Raw genomic sequence first — 25,689 nt, forward strand, 5'->3', positions numbered from 1 at the left:
TCCACCATAACCCTTCGTAAAGCATGCTGCGTGCATTGGCGCGTGATGATTACGCTCCGAAACCACCCAGCAGCACTCCGGAGAGTGCTCCGGCCGCCATGAAGGGGCCGAACGCGTAGCCCTGATTGCGCTTGTCGGGGGCTCGGAGCAGCAGGGCCAGCCCGTACAGGGCCCCGTAGAGCAGGCCGAGGAAGGCCCCCGCGGCCCATACCCCCCACCCGTACCACCCAAGAGCGACCCCCAGCGAGAGCGCCAGCTTGACGTCCCCGAAGCCCATGCCCGCCGGGTTGATCAGATGGAGCAGCAGGTACGCCCCCGCGAGCGCGCCGCCGCCCAGCAGCGCCAGCCGCCAGTCGCCTCCGGCGCGGGGCAGGAGGGCGGCCGTACCGAGCCCGGCGGCGACCGCGGCGGCGAGCGGCAGGGTCAGCACGTCCGGCAGCCGGTGCACGGCGCGGTCCACGAGCGAGAGCAGAACGGCCACCGGCGCGAGGCCCACGTAGGCGGCCAGCTCGGGCCGCACCCCGACGGCGGCCGCGAGCAGGGCGCAGAGCGCCCCGACGAGGACGGCGAGGGGGACGGCGCGCCTCCCGTAGGCGTGCGGCGCCGCGGACCTGGGGGGCCGACCGGCCGGGCCCCGGCCCCGGCCCTGGCCCCGGCCCTGCACGACAGCCTCCGCGGGAACGCGGCAGCGGGCAGGCCCCAGCCAGCCGCGCACCCGGTGACCCCGCGGGCAGCGGTCGCGCCACGGCTCCCCCGGCTCGACGGAGAGGCGGTAGGCGGCACGCGGCAGCAGCCATCCCGCGGTGGCGCCGTAGCCGGCGGCGAGCACGATCAAGACGGCACCCATGCGGCGACGGTAGCGCCCGGGGAACGGTGGAAGGGCGGGCAGGCGGGACTTCGCGGACCCGGCCTTAGGCTGGCCGGCATGGCGAACTGGCAGGACGGCCCCGGCACACTGCACGTCGGCTCGCACCGCATCCCCCTGGAGGTCGCCGCGTCCTACCGGGCCCGCACCCGGGGCCTGCTCGGGCGGGACGGGATCGACGGCGCGATGCTGCTGACCCCCGCGGCGAGCGTGCACACCTTCCGGATGCGGTTCGCGATCGACGTGGCGTACCTCGACCGCGACCTCGGCGTGCTCGCCGTGGTCACCATGGCGCCGGGCCGGCTCGGGCTGCCCCGGCTGCGCTCCCGGCACGTCCTGGAGTCGGCGGCCGGAGCCATGGCGGGCTGGGGCCTGCGAGCCGGAACCGTCATCAACGTGGACGTACCCGGGCGTCTCACTCGCCGCTAGGCGAGGCCCTCCGCTGGCAGTAGGTTGGGGCGGTTGAGCTGGGGCATCAGGGGAGCGGCATGACGGAGAACGCGCGGATCAAGGCGCTGGAGCAGATCATGCCGGCGACGCACGGCGCCGACGAGGACATCGACTGGCCGGCGGTGGAGGCCGTCTGGGGGACCCGGTTCCCGGCCGACTTCATCGCGTTCATGGGCCGCTTCGGCGCGGGCTCCATCAACGGCGAGGCCAGCATCCTGCTCCCGCTGCCCAAGCCCGGACTCCAGTGGGACCCGGCCGGGATGACCGAGGAGACCGAGAACGCCCGCCAGACCTGGGAGGCGGAGGGCGGCCGCTCCGCCTTCGACGTGGACCCCGAGTCGATCATCGCCTGGGGCGTCACGGGCGGCTCGGACATCCTGTGCTGGCTCACCTCCGACCCCGACCCGGACCGGTGGCCGGTCCTGGTCTGCGGGCGGCACACCGCCGACTCGTTCGCGGTGTATCCGTACGGCATGGCCGAGTTCCTCTACCGGCTGTGCTCCGACGAGTTCGACGTGAGCCCCGTCAGCATCACCTTCTGGGACGGCGGCCACCTCAGCTTCGTGCACTGGCGCAAGGCCCAGCGGCGCTGGCAGGAGGGCCGCAACCCGGAGACGGGCGAGCCCGACCCGTACGCGGGCGAGTTCGCCGACTAGGCCGCGTCCGCGCCTGCGTCTGCGTCCGCGCCCTCTCTCCCGCCCTCACCCTCGCCCGAAGAACACGTAGAGCCCCGAGAGCCCGTTCCGATTCCGGAAACGGGCTTTTCGGCATGTCTACGCGCGTCCGCCGGATGGATCGCATATCGGAAAACACCATAAAGAAAAGGCCCACTTGGAGCATTGACCACAAGTGCGCCCCCAATGCAATCAACCACCCCTCCCTCAGGAGAGAATTCCGGCCAACGGGCCATCGAGGGACACCCCAGCCCGGAGCAACCCATAAGTAATATCCGGATCCAAAAGAAAATCAGGGGAATACACCCGTGCGACGAAGAATTTCCGGCACGGCCGCCACCACGGCCGTGCTCGGTCTGCTGATACCTCTGGCCGGATGTGGTGGCTCCGGAGACAGCGCAGGTGACAGCGGTACGCTGCATCTGGTCGCCGCCGAATACGGCGACAGCCCCGCCACCAGTTCCAAGCCCTACTGGGAGAAGATGGCGGCCGATTTCACCGAGGCGAACCCGGGAATCAAGCTCGACGTCAAGCTCCTGCCGTGGGCCGACATCGACCGCGAGGTCTCCCGTATGGTCAAGGCCGGCAAGGCGCCGGACGTGGCGTTGATGGGGTCCTACTCGGACTTCGCGGCCCAGGGGAAGCTGTATCCCGCGGACGAACTTCTCTCGGTCACCGCCGAGGCGAATTTCCTCCAGCCGCTCGCCGATGCGGGCTCCGTCGGGAACACCCTCTACGGCCTGCCCTTCGTGGCCAGCAGCCGGCTCCTCTTCTACAACGAGGCGCTCTTCGCCAAGGCCGGAATCAGGGACGCCCCGAAGACCTGGGCCGACCTCAAGAACGACGCCAAGGCACTCAAGGACAAGGGCGTGAAGTACCCCTACGCCCTGCCGCTCGGCCCGGAGGAGGCGCACGCCGAGGCGCTGATCTGGGAACTGAGCAACGGCGGCGGCTACGCCGACAGCAGCGGCAACTACAACCTGGCCTCCGATCAGAACATCGACACCTGGGACTGGGTCAAGCGGGAGATGGTCGGCCCCGGGCTCACCGGTCCGACCCCGCCGTCCCAGCTGAACCGCGCCGACGCCTACGCCGCCTTCCTGCGCGGCGAGGTCGGCATGGTCAACGGCTATCCCTCGCTCGCCCACGAGGCGCGCGCCAGGGGCATCGGCGTGACGACGACGTCCATGCCCGTCTCGGACAACCTCGGCACCGGGGTGCCGCCGCCCACCGTCGGTGTCGCCGACTGGATGATGGCCTTCAAGCAGAACGGCAAGCGCGCGGAGATCTCCAAGTTCCTGGAGTTCATCTACCAGGACGAGAACCTGTCGGCCTTCGCCGACCGCTACCACCTGCTGCCGTCCACCGTCACGGCCTCGCGCACCCCGTCCGGGGGCGGCCTGGACAAGAACGACACGCAGTTCCTCAACGCGCTGCGCGGCGCACAGCTCTACCCGGTCAACGACCCGTCCTGGCTGTCGGTCAGCGACACCATCAAGCGCAACATCGGACGGGCCGTGGAACCGACCGGCAGCCCGAAGGGCGTGCTGGAGGACATCGCCCAACAGGCCTCCCGGGCCGCGAAGAAGCACTGAGAAGTGCATTGAGAAGTTTCCCGACACGGGACCTTCGACCCATGCCGCAGACCACCCCGTGCGGCACCATGGCCCCTACGGCACTTGATCCAAGGCCGCGGCCCAGTCGCCCGACGGGCACCCACAAGGTGCACGGGGCGGCCGGCCTCCACCCGGTACGGACCCTCAGCGCCGCGGCCCGTGTTCCGAGGCGAACGCCGTCCGGTACTGCTCGCAGCTGGAGTCCCAGCGCAGCGTCCCGCCGAGCGTTCCGTAGCCCGAGCGCGTGACCGACCACTCCACCGTGTACTCCCCGGTGTCGCACGCGATCCGCCGGGCGCCCGCGACCTTCTCCCGCCCGGTCGGCGGCTTCCCGGTCAGCTCCCTGCGCACCTCCGCCACCTTGGCCCGGTCCGCGGAGCGCAGTACGGCGTGCACGACGATCGGGTGCTCGCCCTCCTTGACCGTCACCGCCCTCTTCACCACCGTCGAGTCCGACACCGACCAGGCGAACTCGTACCCGGGCAGCCACGCCAGGGTCTTGGGGTCGCCGACCCGGCGCTCGTAGTCCGGTGCGCCCGAGGGGCCGGGGCGGGTGACCGTCCTGTACTGGACCCCGGGATGGAAGCGGAACTGCGCCTCCACCTTGTGCATCTCGTCCTTGGTCCACACCGACTTCATGGTCTTCTCGCCGCCTGCCGGGTCCTGGAGGTACTTTCCCTCCGCGGCGGTGGCGGCCTGGCCCAGGAGCGGCGCGAGGGCGGCGGAGGCGGCGGCGAGGGCGAGAGCGGCGATGCGGGTGCGCTTCATGCACGGACCAACGGGACCCCCCGGCGGGCCGGAACGACGCCGGGCGCGCTTTCACCCGTACGGGAGCGTCCGGTTCGGGCAGCCGTGAGATGGCGGATGGTCAACTCCCCTTCCCCGTCCGGAGCGAGAAGGCGACAGCCGTGACCGGGGATCCCACCGCTTCGGGTTCGGCTTCTCGCAGCAGCCGGCGGTGGTGGGTCCCGGGGCCTTCGGGCACTCGGGTGCCGCGGGCGCCCCGGGCTTCGCCGACCCGGTCACGGGCATCGCGTACGGCTGCACGCGGCGCCGCGTCGAGCCGGCGCCCGTCCGGGAGCCGGCTCAGGCCTGACCGGTCTCGAAGCGGCTGATCCGGCCGCCACCGGGGGCGATGACGAAGCGCCAGGTGGTGCGCATCTCGCCCCAGGTGTCGTTGCGGTAGGTGACGAGCAGGGTGCGGCCGCCGTCGGACTCGGACTGGACGTCCATGTGGCCGCCCGAATCGAAGATCTCCCGGTCGATCCAGTCGTGCAGATCGCGGTCGGAGCCGTCGTCGGACATGGTCGCGTCGGCGGTGAGGACCGCGAGGAAGGCGTCCTTGTCGTGCGCGTTGACGGCGGCGACGAGGGCGCCGACCACCGGGTCGGACAGTCTGGCGGGGGCGATGGCCACAGGAGCCTCCTGATCGGGCGTACGTTCGTCCGTGCCCGACCAGGGAACAACGCGGGCGGGTCCGCGTCGTCGACCGTCACCCGTTCGCCGGGCGGACGGCGTGTCAGGGCGCTCCGGAGGCGCCCGCGGCGTCGGGGGACCCTGCGGCGCCGGGGGCGTCCGGGGCGGTGCGGACGGGGAAGCCGGTGGGCCGGCCCTGCTCCTTCAGCCAGGTCAGCACCTGGTCGAGGGCGTCGACGGTCTGGGCGCGGTTGCCGCCGCCGTCGTGGAAGAGCACCGTCGGGCCGTTGCCGATCCCGCGCTTGACGGCGTTCACGATGGCGGCCGTGCCCGGCTTGTCGAAGTCCTTGGTGTCGACGTTCCAGCCGAGCGGGCGCATACCGTGCGCGGCGGCGATGCGCCGGCTGTCAGGGGTGAACGCGCCGCCGGGGGCCCGGTAGTACTCGACCTTCGCGCCGCCGCCCGCGGCTTCCTCGATCAGCTTCTTCGCCTCCAGGATCTGCGCTTCCTGGTAGGCGACCGGCTTCTTGTCCATGGCCGTGTCGTGGTTCATGGTGTGGTCGCAGAGCCGGTGTCCGGCCGCGACCACCTTCTTCACCAGGTCGGGGTGGGCCTTGGCCTGCGGCCCGACCATGCAGAAGGTCGCCTTGACGTCGTGCCGCCGGAGTACGTCCAGCACCTTGGGGGTCCAGCGGGGGTCGGGGCCGTCGTCGATGGTGATGTTGACGGTGTTGCCGCCGCTCTCGGACGCGTGGGCTATGGACTCGGGTATCCCCTGGAGCTGCCGGCCGGGCCGGCCGTCGTCGCCGCGACCGGAGCCGTCGGTGGCGCCCGGCCGGGCCATGTTCTGCTGGGAGGCGGCTGTTCCGCCCGGTCCGACCAGGGCCGCCACGCCCCACACGGTCGCCGCCACGGCGGCGGCCGAGGCCACGACGACCGCACCGGCCCGGAGGCCCTTCCTGTCCGTACGCGCCAGGAAACTCATGAACTGTCCCCTCCCCATCCGCTGTGCGAGCGTTCTGTGGATCAGGACGTTCATCGCCGCCGAGGAGTTCCAGCCAAATGACCCCGAACTTCCCCGTAATGGGACTCATGGGACCCATGGGACTTTAGTCCTGCATGGAGTTGAATCCCTGCCCGCACGAACGCACCCGAAACGGGCAGATCCTCCACGCCGCCCGGCCGGACCCCAAACCGGCGCCCCCGCGAGGGAGTTCACCGCCGCCGCGCGATCAGAATGGACTTCATGGACCCCCTGGCCGACGGACCCGACTGGCCGGCGGACAAGCTGACCGCCCTCCGTCTCGGCCGGAGACTGGTGACGGAAGTCCCGGCGTCGTCCCCGTCCCGCCGCGCGTTCGTGGACATAACCCCCGCCCTCACACGGCCCGACGACCAGGCCCGGGCCGAGGGCTGGACACGCAGCGACAAGGGCCGCCGCTTCCACCTCCAGCACCGGGAGTACGACGGCGAGCGCATCGACGGCTTCGACTACGACATCGGCGCGGTCCTCGTCTCGTCCGCCGACGCGGCGGACGAGGCCGCCCTGCTCGCCGCGCTCACCGCGTGGGGCCTGCGCCCCGGCGCCTTCGTGTATCCCTGGGAGACGGACGACCCGCAGGAGGTCCGGCCGGGCCTCCGAGCCGGTCCGGGCGCCACGGGCGGCCCGGGCGGCACGGACCGGGCATGCCGGAAGGCGGCGCCCCCGGTCGTCCCGGGGGTGCCGCCTTCCTGGCAGTGCTGGGTGCGGGCGCCGGCCGTGCCGACGCGGTGCCTGCCCGTCAGTGCGCGAGCGACTCCTGGGCGGCCGGGGCCGCCTTGCCGCCGTCCGCGGTACCGGCCGGGGCGGCCGGGCCCGCGCCGCGCAGCGGGACCTCCTTGACGAACCAGGCCGCCGCGAAGCCCAGTACGGCGATGGCCGCGCCGAGCAGGAACGCGGAGTGCGTGCCGGCGGCCACCGCGTGCTGGTAGGCGTCGCGTACCGCTTCGGGCAGCTTGGCCAGGCTCGCGGCGTCCAGCTGGGCCGAGCCCGAGGCCTGGGCGGCCTCCGGACCCAGGCGCTCGGACATGGTGTCCGTGACCCGGGCGGTGAAGAGGGAGCCCATCAGGGCCACGCCGAAGGAGCCGCCGAGCGTACGGAAGAGGGTCGCCGAGGAGGAGGCGACGCCCATGTCCTTCATCTCGACGCTGTTCTGCGCGACCAGCATGGTGATCTGCATCAGGAAGCCGAGACCGGCGCCCAGGACGGCCATGTAGAGGCCCGACACGAGACGGGTGGTGCCGGTGTCCATGGTCGCGAGCAGGAACATCCCGACGACCATGAGCGCGCCACCGGCGATCGGGAACATCTTGTACTTGCCGCTGCTGGTGGTGACGCGGCCCGCGATCAGCGAGACGACCATCATCGAGAGCAGCATGGGCAGGAGCAGCAGGCCCGAGTTGGTCGCGGAGGCGCCCTGCACCGACTGCTGGAACAGCGGGAGGTAGAGCACGCCGCCGAACATCGCGAAGCCGACGAGGAACCCGATCACCGACATGAGGGTGAAGTTGCGGCTGCGGAAGATGTGCAGCGGCATGACCGGCTCGGCGGCCTTGGTCTCCGCGTAGAGGAACGCGGCGGTCGACAGGACGCCGACGGCGATGAGTCCGAGGATCTCGACGGAGCCCCACGCGTACTCGTTGCCGCCCCAGGTCGTCACGAGGACGGTGGAGGTGATGGCGACGGTCAGCAGCGCGGCGCCGAGGTAGTCGATCTTGCCCTGTGCCCGCTTCTTGGGCAGGTGCAGCACGGCGCTGACCATGGCCAGCGCGACCGCGCCGAGCGGCAGGTTGATGTAGAAGGACCAGCGCCAGCCCATGTGGTCGGTGATGGTGCCGCCGACCAGCGGGCCGCCGATCATGGCGAGGGCCATCACCCCGGCCATCATGCCCTGGTACTTGCCGCGCTCACGGGGCGGGATCAGGTCGCCGATGATCGCCATGACGCCGACCATCAGACCGCCGGCGCCGAGGCCCTGGACCGCACGGAAGCCGATCAGCTGGATCATGTCCTGGGCCATGCCGCTGAGGGCGGAGCCGATGAGGAAGATGACGATCGAGGTGAGGAAGGAGCCCTTCCGCCCATACATGTCGCCGATCTTGCCCCAGATGGGGGTGGAGGCCGCGGTGGCCAGCGTGTACGCGGTGACCACCCACGAGAGGTGCTCCAGGCCGCCGAGCTCGCCGACGATCGTCGGCATCGCGGTGCCGATGATCATGTTGTCGAGCATCGCCAGCAGCATCGCGATCATGAGGGCCATGAGGACGACCCGTACGCTGCGCGGCTTCACCTCCCCCGAGGTCCCCGCGGGCTTGACTGTGTCCACCATGTCCACTCCCCTGGCCCTACGGCCCTGCTTCTCGCACTACGTCCCGCACCGGCACTTACTTGCCGCCCGGCTAGTTCACTACAATAGGGACGGTAGACCCGCAACTAGCCGGGCGTCAAGTAAGTAATTTGGGGAGAGCCATGTCCAGCAGCAGTCCGCAGCGACGCCGTGGCGACACGCGCCAGCGCATCCAGGACGTCGCACTGGAGCTCTTCGCCGAGCAGGGGTACGAGAAGACGTCGCTGCGCGAGATCGCGGAGCGGCTGGAGGTCACGAAGGCGGCGCTGTACTACCACTTCAAGACCAAGGAAGACATCATCATCAGCATCTTCGAGGACCTGACGCGGCCCATCGACGAGCTGATCACATGGGCGGAAGGCGAGCCCCGCACCCTGGAGACCAAGCGCGAGGTGCTGCGCCGCTACAGCGAGGCGATGGCGGGGGGCGCCGTGCTGTACCGCTTCATGCAGGAGAACCAGGCGACGATGCGCGAGCTCAGCATCGGCGAGACGGTGAAGAAGCGGCTGTTCACCCTGGTCGAACTGCTCCGCACGAAGGACGGGCCGCTGACGGACCAGGTCCGCTGCGTCAGCGCGCTGTTCACGCTGCACGCCGGGATGATGTTCCTCCAGCACGTCGAGGGCAACCCGGAGGAGACCCGCCTGGCCGCTCTGGAGGTCGCCACGGACCTCATCACCCAGGCCCACGAGGGGCACTCCTGACGCACGCACCGGTCCGCCCGCCGGGCCGGGCGGCTCGGGCGGGCGGCCCGGCGGGCGGCTCGGCGGGCGGCCCGGCGGGCGGCTCGGATGAACCGACGGCTCGGGCGGGCGTGCGGCCCGAGCGGCTCAGCCGAGCCGGCGCTCCTCGGCGGCGATCGCCACGTCGTTGATGCTGGCCTCGCGACGCCGCATCAGGCCGTCGTCGTCGAACTCCCACTGCTCGTTGCCGTGACTGCGGTACCACTGGCCCGCGGCGTCGTGCCACTCGTACTCGAAGCGGACGGAGATGCGGTTGCCGGTGAAGGCCCACAGCTCCTTGCGGAGCCGGTAGTCGAGCTCGCGCTCCCACTTGCCGGCGAGGAACTCACGGATCTCGGCGCGGCCGGTGAGGAAGCGGTCGCGGTTCCGCCAGACCGAGTCCTCCGTGTACGCGAGGGCGACGCGCTCGGGGTCGCGACTGTTCCAGGCGTCCTCGGCGGCCTGGACCTTGGCGCGGGCGGACTCTTCGGTGAAAGGGGGCAGGGGTGGACGTGTCACGTCGGACCTCCGAAGCGAAGACGGGCGAGAACGATCGTTCTCGACTCTACGAGAACGGTCGTTCTCGCCGCAACGGGAAACGGGCTACCCTGCCCCCATGGACGACGAAGAGGCACGGACCCGACTGCTGGACGCGGCGGAGGAGCTGTTCTACCGGCACGGCATCCAGGCCGTCGGCATGGACCGCATCCGCACCGCCTCCGGAGTCCCCCTCAAGCGCCTGTACCGCCTCTTCCCCGCGAAGGAATCCCTCGTCACGGCCTACCTGGAACGCCGCGACCGGCAGTGGCTGACCTCCCTGCGCACCGCGGCCCTCGCCCCGGCGGAGCCGCGGGCACGGGTACTCGCGGTCTTCGACTGGCTGGCCGGCTGGTTCGCCGAGCCCGACTTCCGGGGCTGCGCGTTCCTCAACGCGTACGGGGAGCTGGGCGCCGCGGCCCCGGAGATCGTCCGGGTCCACAAGGCGGAACTCCACGCCCTGCTGGCCGACCTGACCTCCGACCCCGCCCTGGCCGACCGCCTCCTGATCCTGACCGAGGGGGCGACGACGGTGGCCGCCCTCGCTCCCGGCCCGGAGCCGGCCCGCCGCGCCCGCGAGATCGCGGAGCTCCTCCTGCCGACAGGGTGACGCAGGTCACACGCATTCGGCTCGCCGGGCTGTCACATCCGGGCCGTGATTTCTGTCAGAGCTGTGTAACCGATGACACGGCAAGGAGATCACGATGGAAGCGCGTCTCAACCTCTTCGGCAACGCGGTCGCGACCAAGTTCGGCCGGTACATCAACTCCGCGGGCAAGGCCATCACCGACTCGACCCTGCCGCACGCCACACAGGAGCTGGTGAAGCTCCGGGCCAGCCAGATCAACGGCTGCGGATTCTGCACCGACATGCACTTCAAGGACGCCTCCCACGCCGGGGAGGACCCGGTGCGGCTCAACCTGGTCGCGGCCTGGCGCGAGGCGAAGGTGTTCACCGACGCCGAACGCGCGGCCCTGGAGCTGACCGAGCAGGGCACCCGCATCGCCGACGCGGCCGGTGGCGTCACGGACGAGGCCTGGGCCGAGGCCGCCAAGCACTACGACGAGGACCAGCTGGCCGCCCTGGTGTCGCTCATCGCCCTGATCAACGCCTACAACCGCCTGAACGTGCTCGTCCAGCAGCCGGCGGGCGACTACCAGCCGGGCCAGTTCGGCTGAACACCCGCACCGGGCGCGCCCGCCGTCCGACCCCCACCGGGGAGGGGCCGGACGCCGGGCGCCGCCTAGCCCGCGCCGCGCGGGAAGGTGATCTCGACGCGGCGGTTCTTCTTGCGGCCTTCCTCGGTGCCGTTGTCGGCGATCGGGTAGTCCTCGCTGTAGCCGCGCACGTCGAAGACGACGCTCGGGTTGGTGACGGTCTTGGCCAGCTCGGCCTGCACGGCATCGGCCCGCTTCTTGGAGAGCTCCTTGCCGTGCTCGTAGCTCCCCTGGTCGTCGGTGAAGCCGAAGACGCGGATGCGGGTGGCCTTCTGCTGGTTGATCTCCTGCGCGATGGCCTGGATCCGGGCGGAGGCCTGCGCGGTGAAGACCGCGCTGTCCTCGGGGAACAACACCTCAGACTGGAGCGCCATCATGACGGTCTGATTGGTCTCCTGCCGCCGCTGCTCCCCACCGAGGTCCTCGACGACCTCGGCGATGTCCAGCACCTTGATCGGAGCGAGGGTCCCACCCTGCGGGATCTTCAGCCCGGGAGCGTTGGAGTCGATGGGCACGGGCGCGGCGGCGGAGGGCTCGGTGCCGGGGGGTACGGACGGCTTGACGTCGTCGGCGTGGGCGGCGCTGGCACCGATGAGGTGGGCACCGGCGATGACAAGGCCGGCCACAGCGGTCGCCGCGGCCATTCGATGACGGTGGGTCACTGCAATCATGGCGTCACCCGGAAATCCTGATAGTTGCCGTGGCGAACGTGGGGAGCGTGAAGTCGACCTCGGTGGAACTGGCAGGCGGTGCGGGGAACTGCGCGAAAATGGGGATCGAAGCGCCCGGGTCGATTCGTGTAATGCCCGTCGTGCACAGGCAGTTCTCACTGTCCCGAAGCACGTAGTACCGCTTCTTGCCGACTTTGTCGATCAAGGTTGCGCCCGCGATGGACGCTCCACTGGCGCTCTTCTCGTCACCACGCCAAGCGGTGATCTTCGTGAAGACCCCGCTTCCATCATTCTTGATCTGTCCGCTGACTGTCACGAAGCCACCTGGATCACGCACGGCCGAGTTGATCGTGAGGACAATGCCGGGATCGCCGTTCGCGGTAGCGAGTGTCTCGGTCGGCTGGGGACTCGGGCTCGCCTTGGAGGTCGGCTTGTTCGAGCCGCCGCCTTGCGGCTGTGCAGTGGGCGCCTTCCCGTCGGCCTTCGGCTCCTTGGCGCCCTCTCCACCGCACCCGGCCAGCGTGAGAACCATGACCGCCGCAGCACCTGCAACAGCCATGCCCCCACGGACCTTCACCATGTGCCGAATGCTCATCTACGAACTCTTCCTTGTCTCTCGTTCCTGTCAGCCGACGAGTCGCACGCTGAACAGCCGTCGGGTCAATGCACTCAGAGAGCCCGGCTTCAGCGGATCGAGCTTGACCAGTTCACCACCGCAGGTGAATTCCACCGTCGATGGGGACGGCGTGGGCGCCGGCGAGCTGCCCTCATCCGGCACGGTGGGGGTGGGGCTCGGCGTGGACGTGGCACTTAGGAAACACTTCGCCTGCACCAAGGCGGTGGCTGTAGCCGTTCCATGCTGAGCGCCCGTCCCGGGGATCACTGAATCGCCGACGGCCGCGTTCGTCTCCACAGATACGGTAAATCGCGGAGGCGCGGAACCACACTGCGTCACCTTGCTGTCATTCTTCGCCGCGAACGTGTCTGCAGCCGCGCAGGGTAGGCCGCCTCCGAAGCGTTTCCCATCAACGATCCTCTCCCAGTCGGCAGGCTTCAACGCGGCGAGATCGATGTCGAGCAGTACAGCGTCTCTGGCTTCCCGCCCAGCTGCCAGTGCTGCCGCATCCGCCGCACCCTGAGCGTCACTTCGAGTGATTGCCGCTCGACCGACGACAAAGAACGCGAGCGCCGCAAAGAGAAGGCCCGCAATCACCACGATGTAGATGGGAAATGCCTGCCCTCGGTCGCCCTGGCGACCTGAGGTCATTTTCCTCCGCCACCAGCCGTGACGGCTTGCACCGCTGCCGCGATCCTGTCCGTGATCGCCGTACCGATGCCCGTGCCGACGATCGCGCCGATGATCACCACGACCACCAGGATGATGCCCAGGTACTCGAAGGCGGTTTGGCCGCGGTCGAGGTTGGCGTGGCGCTTGCGGAGGCTCTGCAGGGCCGTGTCCGCCCAGCCGTTCACCCTGATCCGTGCCTCCACGGCGGCCTTCAGCAGCGTGTTCTGTGACATGGGGGTTCCCTCCCGGGCCGGTACCGGTGTCGATCTGCGGACGGTACGGCGAGTCACCAGTCGTGACCAAGGGTCCCGGGGCCCAATTACGGACCCACTGCGCACTCTGTCTACCCATGACCGGTCACTCCTGGACGGGCGGTTCCCAGCCAGCGGGCTATCGCCTCGCTGCGCGTGGCGCTCTGGAGCTTCGCGAAGATGCGGTTGATGTGGTTCTTGACCGTCTTCTCGCTGATGAAGCAGGCGGCTGCGATCTGCTGATTGCTCATCCCGGACGCGATCAGATCCATAATCTCCACCTCCCGGGAACTCAGCCCGAAGACAACAGAGTTGTGCATCCGCTCAGAAGACTGTGCCACAACTCGTTGCGGATGCGAAGAGGCCCGGAGTTCGGATAGCAGGGCGCTCGCCGCCGTCGGGGTGAAGTGGGGGCGGCCCAGCGGGGCATCCCTTACGGCCCGGAGCAGGTCGTCCGCCGTGAACTCGCCGTGCACCAGGTACCCGCCGGCGCCCAGCAGCAGGGCCTCGCAGATGATTTCGGCTTCCCTGCTGTACGTCAGCATCAGCACCGGAGCCAGCTGTACCAGGTGCGGCAGCGCCGAGATCCCGTCCACGCCCGGCATCCGGACGTCCAGCAGAATCACGTCCGGGGCATGCCGACGGGTCAGGCTCAGGGCTTCGCGGCCGTCCGCCGCCTGGGCGGTGACGTCGAGGTCCTCGGCCGTGCACAGGATGGCCGCGAGGCCCGCCCTGATGACCGGGTTGCCGTCCGCGATGAGGACGCTCAGTCGCGTCATGGTTCAGCCGCCCCCGAACAGCGCGTCGAAGTCGACGTTCGCGCCGTAGACGAAGCCGCAGACCAGCAGGATCAGCGTGCCCGGGAGCATGAACATGGTGACCGCGAACGTCGCTTTCGGGACGGCCCGGGCCGCACGGCGGCGGGCGTTCTGGGCGTCCGTGCGGCGCATGTCCTCGGCGATCGCGATCAGGGTGTCCACGATCGGGGAGCCGAGCTCCTCGCCCTGCTGCAGGGCCGTCACGAACTGCGCGACCTGTTCGCTGTCGTTGCGCCGCCTCAGCTCGTCGAAGGCCTCACGTCGGCTGACGCCCATGTCCATCTGCTGGAGCGTGATGCGGATTTCGTCCGCCCACGGCCCTTCGTACTTGTCCGCGACCCGGTCCAGCGCCTGCCGGAAGCCCAGCCCGGCACTGACGACGACCGCGAGTACGTCGAGGAAGTCCGGCAGGGTGCGTTCGATGTGGTCGCGGCGGACCCGGATCGCCGACCACAGGCCGACCTCGATCCAGAACAGGCCGAAGGCCACCATGAGGAGTGCGGCGACCAGCTGACCGTTGATCAGCATCGAGAAGGCGCCGACGGCGCCCAGGGCTCCGTACACCGCCCGCCGGGCCGCGTACCGGTCGATGGTCAGGCCGGCCGGGTTGCCCGCCATGTCGATCTGGCGGCGCTTGCGGGCGACCCGGGCCGGCCCCATCAGGCGCAGCACGGCCGGGGCCCAGCGGATGCCCATCCGGTCCACCAGGGAGCCGACCGCCGTGGTGCGGGTGGCCCCGACCTCCAGCGCGAGCGCCAGGTCCGTGGGGAGCTTCACGTCCGCGCGGTACAGGCCGATGCCGTGGAAGATCCCGAGAACGGAGACCGCGACGAGCACGGCCAGGAGAAGCTCGATCATGCGCGCCCCCTCACACGTCGATCTTGGACAGGCGGCGGATGAGGATGAACCCCAGGGCGAAGAGGCCGAGCGCGACGAGGACGGCCGTCTGGCCGAGGAACGCGCCCGTCATCCGGTCCAGCGCGCCCGGCATCACCATGTCGACCAGGAGCAGCGAGCCGAGGCCGATGGCAGGGACGAGGTACGCCGTCACCGTGACCTGGGACAGCTGGGTACGGATCTCCCTGCGCGTCTCCTTGCGCTGCTCCAGCGTCACCGTCAGGTTGCGCAGGCTGTCCACGATCGCGCCGCCCGCACGGGCCGACAGGACGAGGGTGGAGACCAGGACGACCAGTTCACGGGACGGGAGGCGTTCGGTGAGCTCCCCCAGGGATTCGTCGATGGAGTGGCCCACGGCGAGGCGGTCCGCGACGCGCGCGAGTTCCTCGCCCGCGGGGGCTTCCAGTTCCTCGGCCGCGATGCCGATGGCCGTACGCAGGGCTAGCCCGGCCTGGGTGGCGTTGGCGAGGATCCGGGCCAGGTCGGGGAGCTGGTTGATGAAGCGCTCTGTACGCCGCGCACGCTGCCAGTTGAGGAAGGCGTTCGCCGCCCAGACGCCGATCGCGCCCGCCACCGGGCCGAAGAACGGCGCGAGGAGGGAGGACGCGATGAGCCAGACTCCCGCGATCGAACCCAGCATGTAGACGAAGAACTCGCCGGGTGTGAGGTCCAGACCAGTGGTCGCGAGCTTCAGCTCGATGCGGCGGCCGAGCTTCGTCTTGCGCAGCCGCCGGTCGACGGTCCGGAAACGGCGCCTTCGCCCCAGGGGCTCCGGGGCACCGCTCGCCGAGAGGCGCTCGATGAGGGCGGCGCGCTGGGCGCGGCCTGCGAGGTACGCCTGGAGGCCTACGACGACCAGAACGCAGGCGAGCAGCGTGGCGCCGAGGGTGGCGAGGACGAGTGGGTTCACAGGGCGGTCCGGGTGATGCGGGCGGTCAGGGGGTCTTCCGGCGCGACGCCGAAGGCCTGCGGGATGGGCTGGTTGTTCATGTAGAGGCGTTCCGCGATCCGGCGGGGCAGGGGGTAGTACTCGAAGTAGCCGTGAACGCGCCCGTCCGCCCCCATCGGCTGGGCCGCGAAGCGGCAGACCGTCGTGATCCGGAAGGGTTCGCGGCCGTGTGATTCGAGGATGGAGATCTCCGTGATGCGGCGCGAACCGTCGCCGAAGCGGGTCAGCTGGACGATCACGTTGACGGCGCTGTTGATCTGGTCCTGGAGGGCCTCGAAGGGGATCTCGACCTCCGACATGGAGGCGAGGGTCTGCAGGCGCATCAGGGCGTCGGAGGAACTGTTGGCGTGGACGGTGGCCAGGGATCCGTCGTGGCCCGTGGACATCGCCTGGAGCATGTCGAGGGTCTCTCCGCCGCGGACCTCGCCGACGATGATGCGGTCGGGGCGCATACGCAGGGAGTTGCGTACGAGGTCGCGGATGGTGATCTGGCCCTTGCCCTCCACGTTCGGCGGGCGGGATTCGAGGCGGATCACGTGGGCCTGCTGGAGCTGGAGTTCGGCCGAGTCCTCGATGGTGATGATGCGTTCGCCCTCCGGGATCAGACCGGAGAGTGCGTTGAGGAGCGTGGTCTTGCCGGTGCCGGTGGCCCCGGAGACGATCACGTTCATCTTCGCCCCGACCAGCCCGGACAGCAGGAGCAGCATCTGCTGGTCGAGCGAGCCGAGGGCGATCATCTCGTGCAGGGTGAAGGCGCGCGGGAAACGGCGGATGGTGAGGGTGGCGCCGGTCAGGGAGAGCGGCGGGATGATGACGTTGACGCGCTCCCCGCTGGGGAGGCGGGCGTCGACCATCGGATTGGCCTCGTCCACGCGGCGGTTGACGGTGGAGACGATGCGCTCGATGGTCTGCATCAGCTGCTCGTGCGAGGCGAAGCGGATCGGGAGCTGCTCGACGCGTCCGGCGCGCTCGACGAAGATCTGATCGGGGCCGTTGACCATGATCTCGGAGATGGAGGCGTCTTCGAGGAGCGGTTCGAGGACGCCGAGCCCGAGGGCCTCGTCGACGACCCGGCGGATCAGCTGGGCGCGCTCGACGGTGGAGAGGACGGGCCCTTCGCGGCTGATGATGTGGCCGAGTACGCGCTCCAGGCGCGCCCGGCGCTCGGCGGGCGCGAGCGCGGACATCTCGGCGAGGTCGATCTCCTCCAGCAGCTTGGCGCGGTAGGAGGAGACCAGTCGGCCGTCTTCGCGGGAGTTGTGGTGTTCGTCCGGTGTGTTGACCCGGGAACGCAGGCTCATGGTCGGTCGCCCTTCGGGTCGTCGTTGGGCATGACGGCGGTTGCCCTGGCGTCATCGATATCGAGCCCAGGGATGATCGCGTTGATCGGGATGGTGGCGACAGCAGTGACCGTGTCGGCGTCCTTGCTCACCTTCACCGTCACGCCGAGCCCGTCCCTGACAGCGGCCGCGCCCGCCGCCTCCCCGCCGCTGCCATGACGGGCCTCCACGCGCGCCGCCGTACGGGCCGCCGTGTCCGCCTGCTCGTGGACGTACGCCACCCAGCCCAGCTGGATCCCGCACAGCGCGACGAACAGCAGGATCGGCACGAAGCCGATGTACTCGATGGCCACTTGGCCCCGGTCGGAGCGCCATCGCCGGTTACGGTTCACGTCACTCCGTCTCCTTCTCCATCGCCGCGCCGCCCGTGCCGGTGATCTTGCCGAAGTTGAGCCCGGGGTACAGGACGGGGATCTTGAGCGTCACGGTCGCCTTGTAGATGTCACCTGCGGGCCCGCACTCCGCCTTCATGCCCCAGGCCTCGCCTATGTGCTCCCCCGCCGCCGCTTCGCAGGACCGGCCCACCGCCCCCGCCCGCGCCGCCTCGTCCGCCGCGTTGCCCGCCAGGGAGAAGGCGTAGCCGATCAGTACGCACTCCCACACCGCCGCCACCAGCAGCAGGATCAGCGGCACCGTGCCCACGAACTCGATCGCCACCTGGCCCCGGTCCCCGCGCCCCGGTCTGCGGGCGGGCACCGGTCAGCCCTCCCGGCCGCGGCGCAGGCGGGCCACCGGGCCCGACGCGCGGACCGCGAGCGAGGCGCCCGGGGTGGCGGCCGCGGTCGCGGCGGTGTCCGGGGTCGACAGGAGGCCGAGCTCGCCGGCCAGGGTCCACAGGGCCTGTTTGACCGTCGAGCGGTTGTCGAGGTCCTGGACGCGGCCCGCGTCGACCACGGCCTGGAGTTCCTTGAAGGCGGCCGGGACCGGGGTGCGGGTGGCGCGGGTCTTGGTGATCTTCTCGATCAGCGCGGGCTGGATCTCGGTGTGCTTGCTCCAGCGGTTGACGACCATCGCCGTGTCCTCGGCCTTGCGCACCTGGAGCCGTTCCCACATCCGGACCATCCGCTTCGCCGCCCGTACCGCGACCACGTCCGGGGTGGTGACCAGCACCGCCACGTCCGCCATCTCCACGGCCGCCGCGTTGGCCCCGGTGACCTGGGTCCCGCAGTCGACGACGACGAGTTCGTAGCGGCTGCGCAGGGCCGCGACGATGTGCCGGGCGGCCCGGTCGTCGACCTCCTCGCCGCGTTCGCCGTCGGCCGGGGCGAGCAGCAGCGCGAGACCCGAGGCGTCGTCGTAGACGGCGTCCTGGAGGACCCGGGGCGAGATGTCCTGGATCCCGGCGAGGTCGGCGACCGAGCGCCGGAACTGCACGTCGAGGTACGAGCCCACGTCGCCCGCCTGGAGGTCCAGGTCGACCAGTGCGGTGCGCCGTCCCGAGGCGGCCGCGGCCAGTGCGAACTGCACCGCGGTGAAGGTGGTGCCCACGCCGCCCTTGGCTCCGGTGACCGTGACGACCCGGCCTCCGGGTCCCGCCGGGAAGGCGTCGGCCGCGCCGCGCCCCAGGTGCCGGCGTACGCCCACGGACCACTGGGCGGCGGCCTGGACGCGGGCGGCGAGTTCCTCGTAGGAGAGCGGGAGGCCGATCAGGCCGCGCGCGCCGGAGTCCATGGCGGCGGAGAAGAGCCCCGGGCCGGCGTCCGAGGAGACTAGGACGACGCCCACCGCCGGGAAGCGCAGGGCGACCTCCCGGATGAGCTCCAGGGCGGGCACCGGGCCGATCCGCTCGTGGACGAGGACGACCTCGGGCAGTTCGTCGATGGAGTCGGCGGCCAGCCGGGCGAGGGTGTCCAGGAGGGTGGTCGCGTCGGGCACGGGGGCGGCCGGTTCGGCCGCCGGGAGCTGGCTGAGCAGGGTCACGATGGCGCGCGCGGCGTCCGGGTCGCCGACCGCGGGGAGGATTCGGGTGGTCATCCGGGCCTCACCTGTCCCCGTCGAGGGTGTACGTGCGGTCGCCCGGGGTGGGCGCCGAATCGGTGCCGGGGGCCACCAGGGCCAGGCGTACGTGCTCCGCGAAGGACTCGGCGTACGCGACGCGCTGGGTGTCCTTGGTGCTCAGGGCGAAGGTGATCGGAACGGCCTCGGCGGGGCCCTTGCGGTCGCTGTCCTTGTCCAGGGCGGTGAGCTTGCCGACGCCCAGGACCCGGGCGTTGGCGACGATGATGACCGAGCGCGAGGGGTCGGTGTCCTTGGCGCCCTTGAAGGTGGCGAGGATGTTGACCTTGGCGCCGGAGGTGATCTTCCCGGCCACGCCCGTGGCCGCGTCGATCATGATGGCGATCTCCTGCTCACCGGGCTGCAGCTGCGGCCGGTCGACGAACATGTCCGCCTGGAGCAGCGAGCCCTTCTTCAGCGTGGTGAGGGCGATCTTGTCCTTCAGTGCGCCGAGGTCGGTGACGGCGGTGTCGGACAGCCACCGCTTCGGGATCCTGACCTCCTCGAACTGCCCGGCCGCCAGCGGGCTGTACGGGGCTATGTCGCCCTTGGCCCGGTACGCGACGACCTCGGCGCCGACCTTGGAGTTGACGTCGCCGATCACCACGAGGACTCCGGCGAAGGCCCCCAGTGCGCACAGGACCGACAGGAGCAGCAGGATGACGCCGCGGCGCTGGCGTGAGTTCATGGGCCTTACCTACCTCGCCGTTCTTCATTCATTCGTGCGTTCGAGTGGTCAGGGTCTGGAACGGGCGGTGCTCGCGGGCGGCGGCGCCGCCGGCGGTGCGGTGAGCGGCGCCGCGCAGAAGCCGCAGCGGTCGCCGATGAGTTCGAGGCCGCACCAGCGGCACTCCTCCCGGCGGACCGAGGCGACCAGCTGGTAGAGCACGGACAGGTCCGGGATGCCGGCGGCGAACTCGACGAGTTTCGGGGTCCCCCACCAGCCGGCCGAGGCGGCCGGCAGCGGGTTCTCCATGACGCCCTGGACCTGCCAGGCGGGGGCGAGTTCGGCGGTGACCCAGTCGGAGGTGAGCTGGCCGCGGGCGAAGGTGAGGTGCGTGGCGAACTCGGGACCGGCCGGCAGCACGCCGCTGCGCGGGCCGTGGGCACCGTGGCCGCCCGCGCCCGTGCCCAGTTTCGCCAGGTGCGGTTTCGGGTGGGCCATGACGGCGAACTGGGCGCTGGGCGACCAGGATCTGGCGTGGGCCCCCAGGCCGACCGGGACCCGGACCCGGTCGAGTTTGGCGACCGAGCCCAGCAGGGCGCCCGCGTAGATGTAGTGGGACAGCAGCCGGGCCGCGGAGGCGATGATTCCGGGACTGAAGTCGCAGACGCTGAGCTGGCGCAGCTGACGCGCCAGCAGCGCCGTTCCCAGCGGCGGCAGATCGATGCCGAGGAGCGCGATCCGGTCGGTTTCGAGGATGGCGCGCACCGTGTGCAGGCGCTGGACGGTGGAGCGCGGGAGCCACGGCGGTACGAGGGCCACGAGGTGGCCGTGGCGCTCCAGCAGGGCGCCCGCCTCGGCGAGCGCGGACTCCAGGTCGAGCTGCTCGGGCGGGTGGAGTAAGGCGGCCCCGGGCGTGTGCCGGTCAGGGGCCGGAAGTACCAGATCGGCGCTGGTGACAGCGATGGCGGTCGGCACGCGCATTCCCCCGTTCCCCCGCGTACGCCCCCGTACGCCCAGTACGCCGCGGGCCGTTCACGTGCCCGGCGCGCGCTCGGCACGGACCTGACGCGGACTCGGCACGGTGGAGGTACGGACCTCTCGCGTCCGCTCCCGCACTGCGCGACCGCATCCGATCGACCCGCTCCCCCCTTGCCCCAGCACCATATCCGCGTCACCCCTGGCAGGGCAGGGCCTTGGGGATTCCCGTGCTGCCGGCACCTGTCCCGGGGGTCGGAAACCCGGACAACAGGGATCGCATAGCGGGCCATTTCAAGCCACATCGCGAAGACTCTTGACACGGGGATTGGTCTGGACCAACTTGGCAGCCAACGCCGTGAGGCGGACCCACCCCACTCGGTCCGCCTCTTCCCACACCCCTTTTCCTCCCCCCACCGGAGCCCACGTGAACCGCATACGCTCCCTCGCCCTCCCCATCGCCGTCACCCTGACCGCGGGCGCCCTGTCCGCCCTGGCCGCCGGTACCGCACAGGCCGCCGACGTGAACGTCGCTCGCAACGGCGGCTTCGAGTCGGGTCTGGCCAACTGGTCCTGCACCGGCGGAACCGGCGCCTCCGTCTCCTCGCCCGTCTACGCCGGATCCGGCGCCCTCAAGGCCACCCCGGCGGGCCAGGACAACGCCCGCTGCAGCCAGACCGTCACGGTCAAGCCGAACTCGACGTACACCCTGAGTACGCAGGTCCAGGGCAGCTACGTCTACCTCGGCGCGACCGGGACCGGCACCCAGGACGTCTCCACCTGGACCCCCGGATCGGGCTCCGGCTGGCAGAAGCTCTCCACCACCTTCACCACCGGCCCCAGCACCACCCAGGTCACCGTCTACACGCACGGCTGGTACGGCCAGCCGGCGTACGTCGTGGACGAGTTCAGCGTCTTCGGCCCGGACGGCGGAGGCGGCACCGACCCCGGCCCGTCCGTCCCCGGCGCCCCGGCCGGGGCGGCCGTTTCCGGCCAGAGCGCGAACGCCCTCACCCTTTCGTGGAACGCGGTCGGCTCGGCCACCGGCTACTACGTGTACCAGGACGGCGTCCGCGTCAGGACCGTGACCGGCGGCGCCGCCTCCGCCCAGATCACCGGGCTCGCCGCCGCCACCTCGTACTCCTTCCAGGTGAGCGCGTACAACGCGGCGGGCGAGGGCCCGAAGTCCGCACCCGTGACCGGCACCACCACCGGCACCGACCCGGGTCCGGGCCCCGGCCCGGGGGTCCCCAGGCACGCCCTGACCGGCTACTGGCAGAACTTCAACAACGGCGCGACCGTCCAGAGGATCTCCGACGTCTCGGCTCAGTACGACATCATCGCCGTCTCCTTCGCCGACGCGACCACCACGCCCGGAGCCATCACCTTCAACCTCGACTCGGCCGGCCTCGGCGGCTACACGGTCGCCCAGTTCAAGGCCGACATCGCCGCGAAGAAGGCGGCCGGCACGTCGGTGATCCTCTCCATCGGCGGCGAGAAGGGGACCATCACGGTCAACGACCCGGCCTCCGCGAACAACCTCGCGAACTCCGCGTACGCCCTGATGCAGGAGTACGGGTTCACCGGGATCGACATCGACCTGGAGAACGGCCTGAACCCCACCTACATGACGCAGGCCCTGCGCTCGCTGTCGTCGAAGGCGGGCTCCTCGCTCGTCATCACCATGGCCCCGCAGACGATCGACATGCAGTCCACGCAGGGCGGCTACTTCAAGACGGCGCTGAACATCAAGGACATCCTCACCGTCGTCAACATGCAGTACTACAACAGCGGCTCGATGAACGGCTGCGACGGCAAGGTCTACTCCCAGGGCTCGGTGGACTTCCTCACCGCGCTCGCCTGCATCCAGCTGGAGGGCGGCCTCGACCCCTCGCAGGTGGGCATCGGCGTCCCGGCCTCTCCCAGCGGCGCCGGCAGCGGCTACGTGTCCCCGACCGTCGTGGGCAACGCCCTGGACTGCCTGACCAGGGGGACGAACTGCGGCTCCTTCAAGCCGTCGAAGACCTACCCGGGTCTGCGAGGTGCGATGACCTGGTCGACCAACTGGGACGCCAAGGCGGGTAGTGCTTGGTCGAACTCGGTGGGTCCCAAGGTCCACGGGCTCCCGTAGGCGGTACGTGTGGGGGTGGCCGGATCGGTACGGCCTGCACAGGGTGTCCTTGACCGGGACATGCCACGAGAGCACGCTGTGCGCGTCCGCACGGCTACCCCCACACTCCCGACCCAGGAGAACGCATGCGGCTCCATACCCGCCGGAGGGCCGCCGTCACGGCGGCCCTGCTGGCGCTCGCGCTGGGCGCACCCGCCTACGGCATGAGCGCGACGGCTTCACCTCCGCCCACCCCTTCCACCGCCACCCAGGACGAGGCGATCATCCAGTACCGGATCCACGGCCCGTCCACCCCCGAGGACCGCACCGCCCTGCTCCGTACGGGCGTCTCGATCGACGAGGTGGACGACCACACGGTCGTGGTCAGCGCCGACACCATGCAGGCCAGGAAGCTCAAGGAGCTCGGCTACCGGCTGACGGCCCTGCCCGGACCCCCGGACCGTTCGCTGCCGGGGATCGCGGCGAGCCCTATGGACTTCCCCTCGGCGGACTCGAAGTACCACAACTACGCCGAGGCCACGGCGGAGATCAACCAGCTCGTCGCGCAGTACCCCGCGATCGCGAGCAAGCAGGTGATCGGGAAGTCGTACCAAGGCCGGGACCTCTTCGCCATCAAGATCAGCGACAACGTCGCGACGGACGAGGCCGAGCCCGAGGTGCTCTTCACCGCCCACCAGCACGCGCGCGAGCACCTGACCGTCGAGATGGCCCTGTACCTGCTCAAGGAGTTCACCTCCAAGTTCGGCAGCGACTCCCGGATCACCAACGCGGTCAACGGCCGGGAGATCTGGATCGTCCCGGACCTCAACCCGGACGGCGGCGAGTACGACATCGCCACCGGCTCCTACCGCTCCTGGCGCAAGAACCGGCAGCCCAACTCCGGCTCCTCCTACGTCGGCACGGACCTCAACCGGAACTGGGACTACAAGTGGGGCTGCTGCGGCGGCTCCAGCAGCAGCAAGAGCTCCGAGACCTACCGCGGTCCGTCCGCCGCCTCGGCCCCCGAGGTGAAGGTGGTCTCCGACTTCGTACGCAGCCGGGTCGTCGGCGGCAAGCAGCAGATCAAGGCCGCCATCGACTTCCACACCTACAGCGAGCTCGTCCTGTGGCCCTTCGGCTACACCTACAACGACACCGCCCCGGGCCTGACCGCCGACGACCTCGCCGTCTACAAGAAGATCGGCACCAGCATGGCGTCGAGCAACGGCTACACGCCGGAGCAGTCGAGCGACCTGTACATCACCGACGGGACGATCGACGACTGGCTGTGGGGCAACCAGAAGATCTTCGCCTACACCTTCGAGATGTACCCGGAGAGCGGCGGCGGCGGCTTCTACCCGCCCGACGAGGTCATCGACCGCGAGACCGCCCGCAACAAGGACGCCGTGCTCCAACTGCTGGAGAACGCGGACTGCATGTACCGCTCCATCGGCAAGGAAGCCCAGTACTGCGCGGCGCCGTGAGCGTGCGCGGCAGGTGAAAGGGGGCGCCCCACCGCCAGGGGGGCGCCCCGCCCGCGTGTCCCGCCGGGGACGGACCCGGGTCAGCCCAGGACGGCGAGGGCGTCGATCTCGATGAGCAGCCCGGCCGGCAGTCCCACGTACACCGTGGTGCGGGCGGCGGGGGCCTCCTTCAGGCCCTGCTCCTCGAAGTAGCCGTTGTAGATGCCGTTCATCTCGGCGAAGTGCCCGGTGTCGGTGAGGTAGACGCGGATCATCATCACGTCGTCCCAGCCCGCACCGCCGGCCTCCAGGACGGAGCGGACGTTCTCCAGCGTCTGGAGGGTCTGCTCGCGCAGGGTCGGCCCGGCGGGGGTGGGCGGCTGCCCGTCGACGTGCGGGAGGAAGCCGACCTGGCCGGCGACCTGGAGGATGTTCCCCTTCCGCACGCCGTGCGAGAACCTCGCGGGCGGGGTGGTGTGGGTGCCGGGGGTGACGGCGGTCTTCTCGGTCACGTGCGCTCCTGTGCTCCTGAGTAGTCCTGGCTGATGGCCTCCGCGGTACGCAGCACCTGCGGCAGCAGTGCGAGCAGCCCCTCGGCGCCGACGACCACACCGGGCGCGGACACCGACAGGGCGGCGGCCACGCGCCCGTCCGGCCCGCGCACCGGCGCCCCGAGGCAGTTGATGGACTCCTCGTGGCCGCCGAGGTCGGTGGCCCAGCCCTGCTCGCGTACGAGGTCCAGTTCGCGCAGGAAGGCCGCCGCGTCCGGGGTGGAGCGGGCGGTGTAGCGGGGGTACTCGATCCGGTCCGCGAGGGCGCGGCGCTCGGCCTCCGGCAGGTCGGCGAGGAGCAGCTTGGCCACGGCGGCGACGGTGAGGGGCACGGGCCTGCCGATGCGGGAGTACATGCGGACCGGGTAGCGGCTGTCGACCTTGTCGACGTACACCACCTCGTCGTCCTGGTGGAGGGCGAGGTGAACGGTGTGCCCGGTGGCCCGGTTCAGCTCGACGAGGTGGGGGTGCGCGATCTCCCGGACGTCCAGGTTCTCGATGGCCTCGGCGGCGAGCGCGAAGAGCTGGGCGCCGAGGCGGTAGCGGCCGTCCGGGAGGCGGCAGACGAAGCCGCGCTCGTGCAGGGTGCGCAGGAGGCGCAGCGCGGTGCTCTTGTGCACACCCAGCTCGTCGGCGACCTCGCCGAGCGAGGCCGGGCCGCGCGCGAGCAAGGGCAGGATGGTGAGCGCGCGCTCCACCGACTGGCTCATGCCGCGTCCTCTCGTGACCGTCACCGCGCCTCCGGCTCCGCCGGAGCACCGGGCAGCGTTGACCCACCGTCACCCGGGATGTTAGACAGCATGCAGCGGTACATGCAACGACCGTTGCACA

30 protein-coding genes are annotated in these 25,689 nt (G+C 70.5%); 9 read left to right on the forward strand and 21 right to left on the reverse strand.

The window, feature by feature from the left end:
• Positions 1–49: 49 nt before the first annotated feature.
• Positions 50–847 (reverse strand): prepilin peptidase, encoded by a 798-nt coding sequence (locus Sspor_RS17265; RefSeq protein WP_202199944.1) that lies wholly within the window; start codon positions 845–847, stop codon positions 50–52.
• 78 nt (positions 848–925) lie between these two features.
• Here Sspor_RS17265 and Sspor_RS17270 point away from each other — a divergent pair, with 78 nt between their 5' ends.
• The 3 genes from Sspor_RS17270 to Sspor_RS17280 all read left to right on the forward strand — a co-directional run bounded on the left by Sspor_RS17270 (position 926) and on the right by Sspor_RS17280 (position 3,584).
• Positions 926–1,294, forward strand: coding sequence for a DUF192 domain-containing protein (locus Sspor_RS17270; RefSeq protein ID WP_202199945.1), 369 nt, complete (start codon positions 926–928; stop codon positions 1,292–1,294).
• Positions 1,295–1,353: 59 nt separating this feature from the next.
• Entirely contained in the window at positions 1,354–1,971 is a 618-nt protein-coding gene (locus Sspor_RS17275) for an SMI1/KNR4 family protein (protein WP_202199946.1), read from the forward strand.
• Between the two features lie 326 nt (positions 1,972–2,297).
• Positions 2,298–3,584 (forward strand): ABC transporter substrate-binding protein, encoded by a 1,287-nt coding sequence (locus Sspor_RS17280; RefSeq protein WP_237403902.1) that lies wholly within the window; start codon positions 2,298–2,300, stop codon positions 3,582–3,584.
• A 165-nt stretch (positions 3,585–3,749) separates the two neighbouring features.
• Here the strand turns inward: Sspor_RS17280 and Sspor_RS17285 are convergent, their stop codons facing one another.
• The 3 genes from Sspor_RS17285 to Sspor_RS17295 form a co-directional block, all read right to left on the reverse strand.
• Positions 3,750–4,373, reverse strand: coding sequence for a hypothetical protein (locus Sspor_RS17285; protein ID WP_202199947.1), 624 nt, complete (start codon positions 4,371–4,373; stop codon positions 3,750–3,752).
• A gap of 318 nt (positions 4,374–4,691) precedes the next feature.
• A complete protein-coding gene (locus Sspor_RS17290) occupies positions 4,692–5,021 on the reverse strand; it encodes a nuclear transport factor 2 family protein (RefSeq protein WP_202199948.1) in 330 nt (109 codons plus the stop codon).
• A gap of 103 nt (positions 5,022–5,124) precedes the next feature.
• Entirely contained in the window at positions 5,125–6,006 is an 882-nt protein-coding gene (locus Sspor_RS17295) for a polysaccharide deacetylase family protein (protein WP_202199949.1), read from the reverse strand.
• A 261-nt stretch (positions 6,007–6,267) separates the two neighbouring features.
• On the opposite strand from Sspor_RS17295, the gene Sspor_RS40615 reads away from it, so the two are divergent.
• On the forward strand, positions 6,268–6,903 hold the full coding sequence (locus tag Sspor_RS40615) for a hypothetical protein (RefSeq protein WP_237403903.1): 636 nt from the start codon (positions 6,268–6,270) through the stop codon (positions 6,901–6,903).
• Here the strand turns inward: Sspor_RS40615 and Sspor_RS17305 are convergent.
• Entirely contained in the window at positions 6,803–8,389 is a 1,587-nt protein-coding gene (locus Sspor_RS17305; RefSeq protein ID WP_202199950.1) for an MDR family MFS transporter, read from the reverse strand. The genes Sspor_RS40615 and Sspor_RS17305 overlap by 101 nt on opposite strands.
• Positions 8,390–8,529: 140 nt before the next feature.
• Here Sspor_RS17305 and Sspor_RS17310 point away from each other — a divergent pair, with 140 nt between their 5' ends.
• Positions 8,530–9,111 carry a TetR/AcrR family transcriptional regulator gene (locus Sspor_RS17310; RefSeq protein ID WP_202199951.1) on the forward strand — a complete coding sequence of 194 codons (582 nt, stop codon included), beginning with the start codon at positions 8,530–8,532 and terminating at the stop codon, positions 9,109–9,111.
• Positions 9,112–9,237: 126 nt separating this feature from the next.
• On the opposite strand, the gene Sspor_RS17315 is transcribed toward Sspor_RS17310, so the two are convergent.
• A complete protein-coding gene (locus Sspor_RS17315; RefSeq protein WP_202199952.1) occupies positions 9,238–9,648 on the reverse strand; it encodes a nuclear transport factor 2 family protein in 411 nt (136 codons plus the stop codon).
• A 97-nt stretch (positions 9,649–9,745) separates the two neighbouring features.
• Here Sspor_RS17315 and Sspor_RS17320 point away from each other — a divergent pair, with 97 nt between their 5' ends.
• The gene (locus tag Sspor_RS17320) at positions 9,746–10,276 is read left to right on the forward strand and encodes a TetR/AcrR family transcriptional regulator (protein ID WP_202199953.1); all 531 of its coding nucleotides are present in this window, start codon (positions 9,746–9,748) and stop codon (positions 10,274–10,276) included.
• A 94-nt stretch (positions 10,277–10,370) separates the two neighbouring features.
• Positions 10,371–10,844, forward strand: a complete 474-nt coding sequence (locus Sspor_RS17325; RefSeq protein WP_202199954.1) for a carboxymuconolactone decarboxylase family protein — start codon at positions 10,371–10,373, stop codon at positions 10,842–10,844.
• A 65-nt stretch (positions 10,845–10,909) separates the two neighbouring features.
• Here the strand turns inward: Sspor_RS17325 and Sspor_RS17330 are convergent, their stop codons facing one another.
• From Sspor_RS17330 to Sspor_RS17390, 13 genes are all read right to left on the reverse strand, one after another.
• A complete protein-coding gene (locus tag Sspor_RS17330; RefSeq protein ID WP_237403904.1) occupies positions 10,910–11,527 on the reverse strand; it encodes an OmpA family protein in 618 nt (205 codons plus the stop codon).
• A gap of 31 nt (positions 11,528–11,558) precedes the next feature.
• Positions 11,559–12,149, reverse strand: a complete 591-nt coding sequence (locus Sspor_RS17335) for a hypothetical protein (RefSeq protein WP_202199956.1) — start codon at positions 12,147–12,149, stop codon at positions 11,559–11,561.
• A 30-nt stretch (positions 12,150–12,179) separates the two neighbouring features.
• Entirely contained in the window at positions 12,180–12,821 is a 642-nt protein-coding gene (locus Sspor_RS17340) for a pilus assembly protein TadG-related protein (RefSeq protein WP_202199957.1), read from the reverse strand.
• Positions 12,818–13,075 carry a hypothetical protein gene (locus tag Sspor_RS17345; protein WP_202199958.1) on the reverse strand — a complete coding sequence of 86 codons (258 nt, stop codon included), beginning with the start codon at positions 13,073–13,075 and terminating at the stop codon, positions 12,818–12,820. Before Sspor_RS17345 ends, Sspor_RS17340 begins: the two co-directional genes overlap by 4 nt.
• A 110-nt stretch (positions 13,076–13,185) precedes the next feature.
• Positions 13,186–13,872, reverse strand: coding sequence for a response regulator (locus Sspor_RS17350; RefSeq protein WP_202199959.1), 687 nt, complete (start codon positions 13,870–13,872; stop codon positions 13,186–13,188).
• 3 nt (positions 13,873–13,875) lie between these two features.
• The gene (locus Sspor_RS17355; RefSeq protein WP_202203705.1) at positions 13,876–14,766 is read right to left on the reverse strand and encodes a DUF5936 domain-containing protein; all 891 of its coding nucleotides are present in this window, start codon (positions 14,764–14,766) and stop codon (positions 13,876–13,878) included.
• A 13-nt stretch (positions 14,767–14,779) separates the two neighbouring features.
• Complete coding sequence (locus tag Sspor_RS17360) at positions 14,780–15,718, reverse strand: type II secretion system F family protein (RefSeq protein ID WP_202199960.1); 939 nt, start codon at positions 15,716–15,718, stop codon at positions 14,780–14,782.
• Positions 15,715–17,058: a TadA family conjugal transfer-associated ATPase gene (locus Sspor_RS17365; RefSeq protein WP_202199961.1), complete on the reverse strand. Its 1,344-nt coding sequence runs from the start codon at positions 17,056–17,058 to the stop codon at positions 15,715–15,717. Before Sspor_RS17365 ends, Sspor_RS17360 begins: the two co-directional genes overlap by 4 nt.
• Positions 17,055–17,429, reverse strand: a complete 375-nt coding sequence (locus Sspor_RS17370) for a TadE/TadG family type IV pilus assembly protein (protein WP_202199962.1) — start codon at positions 17,427–17,429, stop codon at positions 17,055–17,057. The genes Sspor_RS17365 and Sspor_RS17370 overlap by 4 nt, the downstream gene beginning before the upstream one ends.
• A gap of 1 nt (position 17,430) precedes the next feature.
• Entirely contained in the window at positions 17,431–17,793 is a 363-nt protein-coding gene (locus Sspor_RS17375) for a TadE/TadG family type IV pilus assembly protein (RefSeq protein WP_202199963.1), read from the reverse strand.
• Between the two features lie 3 nt (positions 17,794–17,796).
• Entirely contained in the window at positions 17,797–19,071 is a 1,275-nt protein-coding gene (locus tag Sspor_RS17380; RefSeq protein ID WP_202199964.1) for a CpaE/TadZ family protein, read from the reverse strand.
• 7 nt (positions 19,072–19,078) lie between these two features.
• Positions 19,079–19,780, reverse strand: a complete 702-nt coding sequence (cpaB, locus tag Sspor_RS17385) for a Flp pilus assembly protein CpaB (protein ID WP_202199965.1) — start codon at positions 19,778–19,780, stop codon at positions 19,079–19,081.
• A gap of 48 nt (positions 19,781–19,828) precedes the next feature.
• A complete protein-coding gene (locus tag Sspor_RS17390) occupies positions 19,829–20,740 on the reverse strand; it encodes a hypothetical protein (protein ID WP_202199966.1) in 912 nt (303 codons plus the stop codon).
• 421 nt (positions 20,741–21,161) lie between these two features.
• On the opposite strand from Sspor_RS17390, the gene Sspor_RS17395 reads away from it, so the two are divergent.
• Both Sspor_RS17395 and Sspor_RS17400 read left to right on the forward strand, forming a co-directional pair.
• Positions 21,162–22,865 (forward strand): chitinase, encoded by a 1,704-nt coding sequence (locus Sspor_RS17395; RefSeq protein ID WP_372499723.1) that lies wholly within the window; start codon positions 21,162–21,164, stop codon positions 22,863–22,865.
• 125 nt (positions 22,866–22,990) lie between these two features.
• Positions 22,991–24,328: a M14 family metallopeptidase gene (locus Sspor_RS17400; RefSeq protein ID WP_202199967.1), complete on the forward strand. Its 1,338-nt coding sequence runs from the start codon at positions 22,991–22,993 to the stop codon at positions 24,326–24,328.
• An 80-nt stretch (positions 24,329–24,408) separates the two neighbouring features.
• On the opposite strand, the gene Sspor_RS17405 is transcribed toward Sspor_RS17400, so the two are convergent.
• Positions 24,409–24,819 carry a RidA family protein gene (locus Sspor_RS17405; protein ID WP_202199968.1) on the reverse strand — a complete coding sequence of 137 codons (411 nt, stop codon included), beginning with the start codon at positions 24,817–24,819 and terminating at the stop codon, positions 24,409–24,411.
• The gene (locus tag Sspor_RS17410) at positions 24,816–25,568 is read right to left on the reverse strand and encodes an IclR family transcriptional regulator (protein WP_202199969.1); all 753 of its coding nucleotides are present in this window, start codon (positions 25,566–25,568) and stop codon (positions 24,816–24,818) included. Before Sspor_RS17410 ends, Sspor_RS17405 begins: the two co-directional genes overlap by 4 nt.
• Positions 25,569–25,689: the final 121 nt, after the last annotated feature.

Origin of the sequence: Streptomyces spororaveus (genome assembly GCF_016755875.1) — a bacterium.
Classification (GTDB): Bacteria; Actinomycetota; Actinomycetes; order Streptomycetales; family Streptomycetaceae; genus Streptomyces; species Streptomyces spororaveus.

Excerpts from the sequence above, each read along its gene's own strand:
- Sspor_RS17330 (WP_237403904.1), bottom strand. The coding sequence starts at position 11,527 with ATGGCCGCGGCGACCGCTGTGGCCGGCCTTGTCATCGCCGGTGCCCAC.
- Sspor_RS17270 (WP_202199945.1), top strand. The coding sequence starts at position 926 with ATGGCGAACTGGCAGGACGGCCCCGGCACACTGCACGTCGGCTCGCAC.
- Sspor_RS17410 (WP_202199969.1), bottom strand. The coding sequence starts at position 25,568 with ATGAGCCAGTCGGTGGAGCGCGCGCTCACCATCCTGCCCTTGCTCGCG.
- Sspor_RS17365 (WP_202199961.1), bottom strand. The coding sequence starts at position 17,058 with ATGAGCCTGCGTTCCCGGGTCAACACACCGGACGAACACCACAACTCC.
- Sspor_RS17285 (WP_202199947.1), bottom strand. The coding sequence starts at position 4,373 with ATGAAGCGCACCCGCATCGCCGCTCTCGCCCTCGCCGCCGCCTCCGCC.
- Sspor_RS17320 (WP_202199953.1), top strand. The coding sequence starts at position 9,746 with ATGGACGACGAAGAGGCACGGACCCGACTGCTGGACGCGGCGGAGGAG.
- Sspor_RS17400 (WP_202199967.1), top strand. The coding sequence starts at position 22,991 with ATGCGGCTCCATACCCGCCGGAGGGCCGCCGTCACGGCGGCCCTGCTG.
- Sspor_RS17310 (WP_202199951.1), top strand. The coding sequence starts at position 8,530 with ATGTCCAGCAGCAGTCCGCAGCGACGCCGTGGCGACACGCGCCAGCGC.
- Sspor_RS17275 (WP_202199946.1), top strand. The coding sequence starts at position 1,354 with ATGACGGAGAACGCGCGGATCAAGGCGCTGGAGCAGATCATGCCGGCG.
- Sspor_RS17305 (WP_202199950.1), bottom strand. The coding sequence starts at position 8,389 with ATGGTGGACACAGTCAAGCCCGCGGGGACCTCGGGGGAGGTGAAGCCG.
- Sspor_RS17390 (WP_202199966.1), bottom strand. The coding sequence starts at position 20,740 with ATGCGCGTGCCGACCGCCATCGCTGTCACCAGCGCCGATCTGGTACTT.
- Sspor_RS17295 (WP_202199949.1), bottom strand. The coding sequence starts at position 6,006 with ATGAGTTTCCTGGCGCGTACGGACAGGAAGGGCCTCCGGGCCGGTGCG.
- Sspor_RS17340 (WP_202199957.1), bottom strand. The coding sequence starts at position 12,821 with ATGACCTCAGGTCGCCAGGGCGACCGAGGGCAGGCATTTCCCATCTAC.
- Sspor_RS17265 (WP_202199944.1), bottom strand. The coding sequence starts at position 847 with ATGGGTGCCGTCTTGATCGTGCTCGCCGCCGGCTACGGCGCCACCGCG.
- Sspor_RS17380 (WP_202199964.1), bottom strand. The coding sequence starts at position 19,071 with ATGACCACCCGAATCCTCCCCGCGGTCGGCGACCCGGACGCCGCGCGC.
- Sspor_RS17335 (WP_202199956.1), bottom strand. The coding sequence starts at position 12,149 with ATGAGCATTCGGCACATGGTGAAGGTCCGTGGGGGCATGGCTGTTGCA.
- Sspor_RS17350 (WP_202199959.1), bottom strand. The coding sequence starts at position 13,872 with ATGACGCGACTGAGCGTCCTCATCGCGGACGGCAACCCGGTCATCAGG.
- Sspor_RS17345 (WP_202199958.1), bottom strand. The coding sequence starts at position 13,075 with ATGTCACAGAACACGCTGCTGAAGGCCGCCGTGGAGGCACGGATCAGG.
- Sspor_RS17325 (WP_202199954.1), top strand. The coding sequence starts at position 10,371 with ATGGAAGCGCGTCTCAACCTCTTCGGCAACGCGGTCGCGACCAAGTTC.
- cpaB (WP_202199965.1), bottom strand. The coding sequence starts at position 19,780 with ATGAACTCACGCCAGCGCCGCGGCGTCATCCTGCTGCTCCTGTCGGTC.
- Sspor_RS40615 (WP_237403903.1), top strand. The coding sequence starts at position 6,268 with ATGGACCCCCTGGCCGACGGACCCGACTGGCCGGCGGACAAGCTGACC.